General features: G+C 73.8%; 4 protein-coding genes. All 4 read left to right on the forward strand.

Translation table 11 applies throughout. The features are described from left to right. Positions 1-619: iron chelate uptake ABC transporter family permease subunit (locus ABZY11_RS39600; protein WP_356483818.1), on the forward strand; the 619-nt coding region annotated here is incomplete at its 5' end. Between the two features lie 50 nt (positions 620-669). Next, complete coding sequence (locus tag ABZY11_RS39605; RefSeq protein ID WP_356483821.1) at positions 670-1,611, forward strand: iron chelate uptake ABC transporter family permease subunit; 942 nt, start codon at positions 670-672, stop codon at positions 1,609-1,611. Continuing rightward, positions 1,608-2,393, forward strand: a complete 786-nt coding sequence (locus ABZY11_RS39610; RefSeq protein ID WP_356483819.1) for an ABC transporter ATP-binding protein — start codon at positions 1,608-1,610, stop codon at positions 2,391-2,393. Before ABZY11_RS39605 ends, ABZY11_RS39610 begins: the two co-directional genes overlap by 4 nt. 1 nt (position 2,394) lies before the next feature. Next, a partial coding sequence (locus tag ABZY11_RS39615) for an amino acid adenylation domain-containing protein (RefSeq protein ID WP_356483820.1) occupies positions 2,395-9,944 on the forward strand: 7,550 nt, incomplete at its 3' end.

The raw sequence follows: 9,944 nt of genomic DNA on the forward strand, positions 1-9,944 counted from the left end.
CACCGGCTCGGTGCTCGCGGCGCTGCTGGTCGCCGCGGTCGGGCAGCGCTCACCGCTGCGCCTGGTGCTCACCGGCGTGGCCCTGACCGCGGTGCTGAGCGGCGTCGCGCTGGGCATGCGGCTGATGCTCCCGGACGTCTTCGACACCTACCGGTTCTGGTCGGTCGGATCGCTCGCGGCCCGCGAACAGGCCCCGCTGGCCCTGCCGTTGACCGCGATCGCCGTGTGCCTGCTCGGCGCGCTGCTGCTGAGCCGGGCGCTCAACGCCCTGACGCTCGGCGAGAGCGTGGCGCAGGCACTGGGTGCGGGCGTGGGCCGGGTACGGGCTGCCACCCTGGTGTTGATCACCGTGCTCAGCGGGGCGGCGACGGCGGTGGCCGGGCCGATCCTGTTCGTCGGGCTGATCGTGCCGCACCTGGTCCGTAAACCGGCGGCGGGCTCGGTGCCGTGGCTGATTCTCTACACGATGGTGCTGGGGCCGATCCTGCTGCTGGTCGCCGACATCGGTTCGCGAGTGCTGCTGCCCACCGGTGAGGTGCCGGTGGCCATCGTGACCGCGTTCCTCGGCGGCCCCATGCTCATCTGGGCCGTTCGCCGCTACGGGGCGGGATCGCTGTGAACACACTCGTACCGAGGGCCGGACGCCGCACCGTGCTGCTCACCGCGGTCATGGTGACCCTGATGCTTGGCCTGGGCCTGCTCGGGCTGTGCTACGGGGCGTCATGGTCCACTCCCGGCAGGGTCTTCGCCGCGCTGACCGGAACGGATCACTCCGTGGTGATCCGGGACTGGCGGTTGCCGCGCGTGCTGGCCGGACTGGTCTTCGGCGCCGCACTCGGTGTGGCGGGGGCGATCTTCCAGAACCTCACCCGCAACCCGATGGGCAGCCCGGACGTCATCGGCCTCGACGCGGGCGCCTACACCGGCGCCCTGGTCGCCATCACCGTGCTGTCGGGCACATCCGCGCAACTGGCCGCCGGCTCGGTGCTCGGCGGGCTGGTCGTCGCAGCCGCGATCTACCTGCTGTCGTTCGAACGGGGCTTCTCGGGGCTGCGGTTGGTGGTGATCGGAATCGCGTTCAACGCGATGGTGACCGCGATCAACTCGTGGATCGTGCTGCGCGCCGAGCTGGAGGTGGCGATCGCCGCCGTCGGCTGGAGCGCGGGCTCACTCAACGGCGTGGGCTGGGCCGACCTGGGGATTCCGTTCACGGTGATCGCCGTGCTGTTGACCCTGATGGCCTCGCGGGCGCACGCCATGCACCAGGCATCGCTCGGCGACGCGATCGCGGTCACCACCGGCGTCGGACTCGACCGGCTGCGGCTGCTGATGGTGCTGGTCGGCGTCGGCTGCACGGCCACGGTGACCGCGGTGGCCGGCCCGATCGCGTTCATCGCCCTCGCCGCCCCGCAGATCGGCCGCAGGCTCGCGGGCGCGGCCGGAGTGCCGCTGCTCCCGGCCGCGCTGACCGGGGCGGTGCTGCTCCTGGGCGCCGACCTGATCGCCCAGATGCTGCTGGCGCCCGTCGCACTGCCCGTCGGCGTGGTGAGTACCGCGATCGGCGGCTGCTACCTGATCTGGCTGCTGACCAAGGAGGTGAGGCGCGCGTGACCGCACGCCTGACGGCGCGGGAAATCACCCTGCGCTACGGAGACCGGGTCGTGTCCACACGGCTGAGCCTCGATGTCCCCGACGGCGCGTTCACCGCCATCGTGGGCCCCAACGCCTGTGGGAAGTCGACCCTGTTGAGTGCGCTCGTCCGGCTGCTGCGCCCCGACTCCGGCCATGTGGAACTCGACGGCCGCGAAGTCGGCCGCTACCCGACCAAGGCACTGGCCAAGCAACTCGGTTTCCTGCCGCAGGACCCGCTGGCACCCGACGACATCAAGGTCCGGCAACTGGTGGGCCGGGGACGGTTCCCGCACCAGTCGATGCTGGCGCTGTGGTCGAAGGACGACGAGGAGGCCGTCGACGGGGCGATGGCCGCCGCCGGTGTCGGCGACCTGGCCGACCGGCCGGTGCAGGAACTGTCCGGCGGACAGCGGCAGCGGGTGTGGATGGCCATGGTGCTCGCCCAGCGGACGCCCTACCTGCTGCTCGACGAACCCACGTCGTTCCTGGACATCACCCACCAGTACCAGCTGCTCGGCCTGCTGGCCGGGCTGCGCGACGAGGGCCGCACGGTGATCGCGGTCCTGCACGACATCAACCAGGCGTGCCGGTACGCCGACCACCTGGTCGCGATGAAGGACGGCCGCGTGGTCGCCGAGGGCGACCCCGGGGACATCGTGGACGCCGCGCTGATCAAGGACGTGTTCGACCTGCCGAGCGTCATCGTCCCCGACCCGGTGACCGGCACACCGATGGTCGTTCCCACACTTCTAGGAGAGTAAGTTGAGCACCGCAAGCGTGTCCTCGGACGGCCTCCTCGCCCTGACCAGTGCCCAGTTGGGCATCTGGAACGCGCAGCGCCTCGAACCCGACTCGCCGTACTACCTGGTCGGCGACGTGGTGGAGATATCCGGCGGCGAGCCGGTCGACACGGACGCGCTGGCGGAGGCGGTCCGGGCGACCACCGAAGAGGCCGAGACCCTGCGGCTGCGGGTGTACGACACCCCGGACGGGCCACGCCAGGCGGTCAGCCAGGAGCCGGTCGCGCTGCCCCGGGTGGTCGACGTCAGCGGCGCGGCCGATCCCGTGGCCGCGGCCCAGGCGCTCGTCGACGCCGAACGCGGCCGGGCGGCCGAGGCATGCCGGGAGATGGTGGACCGGGAGCTGTACTCACGCACCGTCATCAGGCTGTCCGACCACGAGGCCTGGTACACCCAGCTCGGCCACCATCTGGTCTTCGACGGCTACACCGCCGCGATGCTCGCCCGCCGCACCGCCGCCCGCTACACCGCCCTGGTGCGCGGGACCGAGCCGCCGCGGCCGGCCTTCGGCGCCTTCGCCGACCTCGTCGCCGCCGACCGGGCCTACCGGGACAGCGACCGGTTCGCCGAGGACCGCGCGTACTGGGTCGAGCGGTTCACCCCGCTCCCCGACCTCGGTGATCCCGACATCGCGGCCGGTCCGCCCGGCCGCACCCTGACTGCCCGCGCCGTCGTCCCGCCCGACGAGACGGCCCGGCTGCGCGCGTTCGCCGACAAGGAGGGCGTCACCTGGGGCGAGGCCCTGATCGCCGGCTACGCCGCCTTCCTGCACCGCATGCTGGGCCGCACCGACGTGGTGTTCGCGCTGCCGCTGATGTGCCGGGCGGGCTCGACCGAGCTGCGCACCCCCGCCATGGCGGTCAATGTGCTGCCGCTGCGGGTGACCGTGCGCGGGGGCGACGGGCTCGGGGAGCTGAGCCGGCGGGTCGCCGCCGCCATGCGCGAGATGCGTGACCACCAGCGGTACCGGGGCGAGGACCTGCCCCGGGACCTCGAAGTGCCCGGTGCGGGCGCGCTGTTGCACGGGCGCGGGATCAACCTCAAGGCGTTCGACCTGACGATCGACTTCGCCGGCGCCGACGGTGTGATGCGCAACGTGGCCGGCGGCCCGCCTGAGGACATGGGCCTGAGCGTCCTGCCGACCCGTGACGGCGGGCTGCTGCTCGGCTTCGAGGTCGACGCCCGCGCCAAGGACCAGGCCGCGGTCGACAGCCTGCTCTCCGGGCTCCGGGCACTGCTGTCCGGGCTGACCGACGGCCTGCCCGTCGGGCGGATCGCCCTGACCGACGACATGGACCGGCTGCCGGCGGACTGGTGCCCGCCCGCGCTGCCCGGCACCCCGGTGGACGTGCCGGCCGCGCTCGACACCATGGCCGCCGCCGATCCCGGGCGTACGGCCCTGGTGTGCGGTGACGACCGGCTGTCCGCGGCCGGGCTGGCGGAACGGGTGCACCGGCTGGCCCGCGCGCTGCGGGCCCGCGGCATCGGGGCCGACGACGTCGTGGCGCTCGCGCTGCCCCGCTCGGCCGACTCGGTGGTCGCCCTGCTGGCGGTGCTGGACGCGGGCGCCGCGTTCCTGCCCCTGGACACCGCGTACCCGCCCGAGCGGCTGCGCGAGCTGATCGACGACACCCGCCCCGTGCTGGTACTGACCACCGGCGCGGGACGATCCAGCACCGGGCGGGTGTCGTGGCACACCCTGCTCGGCGAGGCCGCCGGGCTGTCCGGCGCGCCCCTGACGGCCGATGAGCTGGCCGGGCCCCGGCACCCCGAACACCTCGCCTACGTCATCCACACCTCCGGGTCGACCGGACGCCCCAAGGGCGTACTCGGCCGGGTCGGCGGCCTGGCCGCGCTGCTGCACCACCAGCGGTCGACGGTCGTCGCGGAGGCCGAGCGGGCCGCGGGCCGGCGGCTGCGCGCCGCTCACACCTACTCGTTCGCCTTCGACTCCGCGTTCGACCATCTGGTGTGGCTGCTGTGCGGACACGAACTGCACGTCTACGACACCGAGACCGCCCGCGACGCCGACGCCCTGCTCGCCGCGTACGCCCGCGACGGCATCGACATCGTGGACACCACGCCGTCGATGGCCTCACCACTGATCGACGCCGGCCTGCTGGACCGGCGGCCGACGCTGCTGGTCCTCGGCGGAGAAGCCACCCCGCCCGCGCTGTGGCGGCGGATCACCGAGTCGGGAATCACCGCACGCAACATGTACGGGCCGACCGAGGCGACCGTGGACAGCACCACCGCGCGGATCGACGGCGACGAACCGACGATCGGCCACCCGCTCGCGGGTACCCGCATCTACCTGCTGGACGGCGCGCTGCAACCGGTGCCGCACGGCACACCGGGCGAGCTGTACCTGGCCGGCCCGCACCTGGCCCGCGGCTACCTCGGCAGGCCCGGGGCGAGCGCCGAGCGCTTCGTCGCCGACCCGTTCGGCGCGCCGGGCGCGCGGATGTACCGCACCGGCGACCTGGCCCGGTGGGTACCCGGCCGGGGACTGGAGTACCGCGGCCGGGGCGACGGGCAGGTCAAGATCCGCGGCCACCGGGTGGAGACCGGCGAGGTCGAGGCGGCGCTCGCCGCGGTGCCCGGGGTCACCGCGGCGGCCGCCGCGGTGCGGTCGTCCCGGCTGGTCGGCTACGTCGTGTCCACCACGGTCACCGGGGACGAGGCGCGTGCCCACCTGGCCGGGCGGCTGCCCGAACACCTGGTGCCCGCGGCGGTGGTGGTACTGGACCGGCTGCCGGTCACACCCAACGGCAAGCTCGACCGCACCGCCCTGCCCGCACCCGTGCTGCCACGCGGCGGCCGGGAGCCGAGCACCGAGCGGGAGCGGCTGCTGTGCGCGGTCCTGGCCGAGGCGCTCGACGTCGAACGGGTCGGCGTGGACGACGACTTCTACGCCCTCGGCGGGGACAGCATCACCGCGATCACCGTCAGCAGCCGACTGCGGGCGGCGGGCATCGGACTGCGGCCGCGGGATCTGCTGGCGCGCCGCAGCTTCGCCGCGCTGGCAGCCTCCGCCGAACTGCTGTCGGAGGCTCCCGAGCCGGTGGACGACCCGATCGGGCCCGTGCCCGCTCCGCCGATCGCACGCGGCCTGCTCGACCCGCACCCCGACGTGGACGTCGTCGCCGGATACGCCCAGTGGACCGCCCTGCGGGTCGACGGACTCGACCACGACGACCTGGTCACCGGGGTGCAGACCGTGCTCGACCACCACGACGCGCTGCGGCTGCGGGCGGGCGACGGCCTGGAGATACTGCCCCGCGGCGCGGTACGGGCCGTGGCCGGCGAGGCCCACGGCGAGGACGTGACCGACCTGGCCCGGCGGCTGGCGGGAGAACTCGACCCGCGCTCGGGCGACCTGCTGCGGGCGGCCCTGCTCCGCACCGGCGACGACACACCGGACCGGCTGGTCGTCGTCGTGCACCACCTCGCCATGGACGGCGTGTCCTGGCGCATCCTGCTGCCCGACCTGTACACGGCCTGCACGGGCGGCACCCTCGAACCGGTCGGGACGTCCTGGCGGCGGCACGCCATGCTCCTCGCCGAGCAGGGGGAATCCGGCGCGCGGCGCGACGAACTCGACCACTGGCGGACCGCGCTCGGCTCCGCGTCCCGGCTGGGCGCCCGCCCGCTGGACCGGACACGGGACACGGTGTCGACCGCCCACCGGTCGGTCACCGTGGCCTCGGCCGAGGCCACCGAGGCGCTGCTGACCACCCTGCCCGCGGCGTACCGCGCCGGTGTCGACGAGGTGCTGCTGGCCGCGCTCGTCCTCGCCCTGCGGAGCTGGGGCCTGCGCGACGACGCGGTGACCGTCTCGATGGAGGGCCACGGCCGCGAACACCTCGAACTGTCCCGCGCCGTCGGCTGGTTCACCAGCGAGTTCCCGGTACGTGTCCCCGCGTCCGACGACGTACGGCAGGCGCTGCGCGCCGCCAAGGAGGCCAGGCGCTGCGTACCCGACGGCGGTGTCGGCTACGGCGTCCTGCGCTTCCTCGATCCGGAAGCCGGCAACGAGCTCGCCGCCTCCCCGCCACCGGACGTACTGCTCAACTACCTCGGCCGGTTCACCCCGTTGACCGGAACGGGATGGCGCCTGCCGGAGCACGACGCCTTCTCGGTGATCGAGCCCGGCGCCAAGGCCCTGGAACAGGTGCTGGCTCTCAACTGCTTCGTCCACGAGGAGGGCGTCCCACGGCTCGCCGTCGAGTGGACCGCCGCGACCGGGGTGCTCGGCACCGACGCCGTGGCGGCGCTCCAGCAGGCCTGGGCCGAGGTTCTGGACACGCTGGCCGCGCACGCGCTGCACACCCCGGGCGGCCTCACCCCGTCGGACCTCCCGCTGGTCGGACTCGACCAGCCCGCCATCGACGCCCTCGAACGCACCGGCCGCATCGCCGACGTACTGCCCGCCACCCCCCTCCAGGTCGGGCTGTCCTTCCACACCCTGGTCCGCGACGACCACGACACCGACGTCTACGTCGTCCAGGCCGTGACCACCCTGGCCGGCGAGCTGGACCCGGATCGGATGGCCGAGGCCGCACACGAACTGCTGCGCCGCCACCCCGCCCTGCGCGTGTACCTGGGCACGGCCGGCGACGACGTGGTGCAGGTGATTCCCGCCGAAGTCGCCCTGGACTGGCGGAAGGACGACCGGTTCCCCGAAGCGGCCCGCGCCGATCTGCAGCGCCCGTTCGACCCGGCCCGGCCGCCGCTGATCCGCTTCCTGCTGTCCCGGATCGGGCCCGCCGAACACAAACTGGTGATCACCAACCACCACGCCCTGCTGGACGGCTGGTCGATGCCACTGGTCGGCCGCACCCTGCTCGCCGTCTACGCCGAGCTGAGCGGCGGCCCCGCCGCACCTGCCGCCCCGCCGCTGCCGGAGTACTTCCGGTGGCTGGCGGGCCGGGACCGGGAGGCATCGCTCGCCGCGTGGCGGGACGCGCTGGCCGGCCTCGACGACGCGACACGGCTGGCACCCGCGAGCACCGGCACCGCCGTCGAGCGGCCCGGCCGCGAGACCGTCGGGCTGGGCCGAGAGTTCAGTGACCGGCTGCGCGCGTTCGCCCGCGAACAGGGCGTCACCCTGACGACGGTGCTCCAGACGGCCTGGGGCCTGCTGCTGGGCAGACTCACCGGGCGCCGCGACGTCGTCTTCGGCTGCCCGGTGTCCGGACGGCCCGCCGAGGTCGATGGCGTGGAGTCGATGATCGGACAGCTCGGCACCACGATCCCGGTGCGCGTCCGGCACACCCAGGACCAGACCGTGCTGGACCTCATGGCCCAGGTGCACGCCGAGAGCGTCGCACTGGCCGAGCACCACCACGTGGGCCTGCCCGAGATCCAGCGGGCGGTGGGCATCGGCGAGCTGTTCGACACGATGCTGGTCATGGAGAACTTCCCGCTCTCCAGCCGGAAGCGCACCCCGCTCGCCCCCGGGCTCGACCTGACCGGGGTGGAGATCACCGACGCCACGCACTACGCGCTGACCGTCATCGTGATCCCGGACGAGGAGATCACCATCGGCCTGGGTCACCAGCCGCGCGCCTTCGCCGCGGAGACCGTGCGCGACTACGGCCGCTGGCTGCACAACCTTCTGCGGGAGATCGTCGACGACCCGGCACGCCCCGCGATCCGGCTGCCCGTGCTCGACCCCGACGAGCGGGCGCGGATGCTGCGTACCGGCACCTCCGTCGTCCCCGCCCGGGCCCGCGGCCACTGGCTGGACGAGTTCGCCGCCCAGGTGCGCCGCAGGCCCGGCGCCGAGGCACTGGTCTGCCGCGACCGCAGCCTGAGTTACACCGAGTTGGACCGGTGGGCCAACCAGGTCGCCCACGCGCTGATCGAGCGCGGGGTGCGGCCCCAGGACCCGGTCGTGGTCCTGCTCGGACGCGACATCGAGATGACCGTGGCACTGTTCGGTGTGGCCAAGGCGGGCGCGGTGTACGTACCGATGGACGCGAGCTACCCGCGGGAGCGACTGGCCTACATGTTCGACGACATCGCCCCGGCCGCCGCCGTGACGACCGGCGCCGAACTGCCCGTCGACCGAGAGATCCCGGTGCTGCGGCTGGACGACCCGGCCACCCTCGCCGCCGTGCCGGACACCGACCCGGCCGGGGCACGCGCCGGGCTCACCGAGGACGCGCTCGCCTATGTCATCTACACCTCCGGCACCACCGGGCGGCCCAAGGGCGTCGGTGTGACCCACCGGGGCGTGCCCGACCTGATCGCGTTGCAGGAGGAGGTCGTCGGGGTCACCGAGCACGACCGGTACCTGCACTTCGCGTCGACCGGTTTCGACGTCGCGTTCTGGCAGACCATGGTCCCGCTGCTCTCCGGCGGCACATCCGTGATCGCGCCCGAGGAGGTGCGCGTCCCCGGCGACGAACTGCTCGACTACATCGTCGAGCACCGGGTGACCGGAGTGAACCTGCTCCCGTCGTTCCTGGCCGCGATGCCCGACGACCGCACCGTCGACCCCGATGTGTTCTTCGTCGTCGGTGCCGAGCGCCTCGACCCCGAGCTGGCGCGACGCTGGGGCGAGGGCCGCCGGGCGCTGTTCAACGCCTACGGGCCGACCGAGGTCACCATCAACTCCACGACCTGGCACTACGACCCGGACGACGCCGGACCGTTGCCGATCGGCCGCCCCGACCCCAACGTCCGCGCCTACGTCCTCGACGGCGGACTCCAGCCGGTCGGCGTCGGCGTGACGGGCGAGCTGTACCTCGGCGGGCCGAGCCTGGCTCGCGGCTACCTCGGCCGCCCCGGTCTGACCGCCGCCATGTTCGTGGCCGACCCGTTCGGCCCGCCGGGCGAGCGGCTGTACCGCACGGGCGACCTGGTGCGGTGGCGGCCGGACGGACAGCTGGTGTTCCTCGGCCGTGCCGATCACCAGGTCAAGGTCCGCGGCTTCCGCGTCGAGCTGGGCGAGATCGAGTCCACGCTGACCGGCCACCCCGACGTGCGCGCCTGCGCCGTGATCATGCGGGAGGGCAGGCTCGTCGGTTACGTCATCCCGACCGACGGCGCCGACCTGGACACCGCGCGGCTGCGCGCCTGCCTGGCCCAGGAGTTGCCCGACCACATGGTGCCGGCGGTGCTCGTGCCGATCGACCGGCTGCCGCTGACCCCCGGCGGCAAGCTCGACCCCGCCGCGCTGCCGGACCCCGGGACCACGGCCGCCGCGCGGCGCGAACCCGCCACCGAAGCCGAGGCGTTGCTGCTCGATGTGTTCCGGGACATCCTGGGCACCGACGAAATCGGCCCCGACGACGACTTCTTCGCCATCGGCGGGGACAGCATCGTGTCGCTGCAAGTGGTGTCCCGGGCCCGGCGCCGAGGGCTCGGCCTGAGTGCCCGGGACGTGTTCGAGGGAGAGACGGTCGCCGGGATCGCGGCGCGGGCGCGGGCCCTCGACGGCGGTGCGGCACCCGTGGCCGGGGACGCGCCGCTGACCCCGGTCATGCGGGACCTGCTGCGCCG

Source organism: Streptomyces sp. NPDC006510 (genome assembly GCF_040611955.1).
Lineage (GTDB): Bacteria > Actinomycetota > Actinomycetes > Streptomycetales > Streptomycetaceae > Streptomyces.

Coding starts and splice junctions, on each gene's coding strand:
- ABZY11_RS39605 (WP_356483821.1), top strand. CDS start 670: ATGGTGACCCTGATGCTTGGCCTGGGCCTGCTCGGGCTGTGCTACGGG.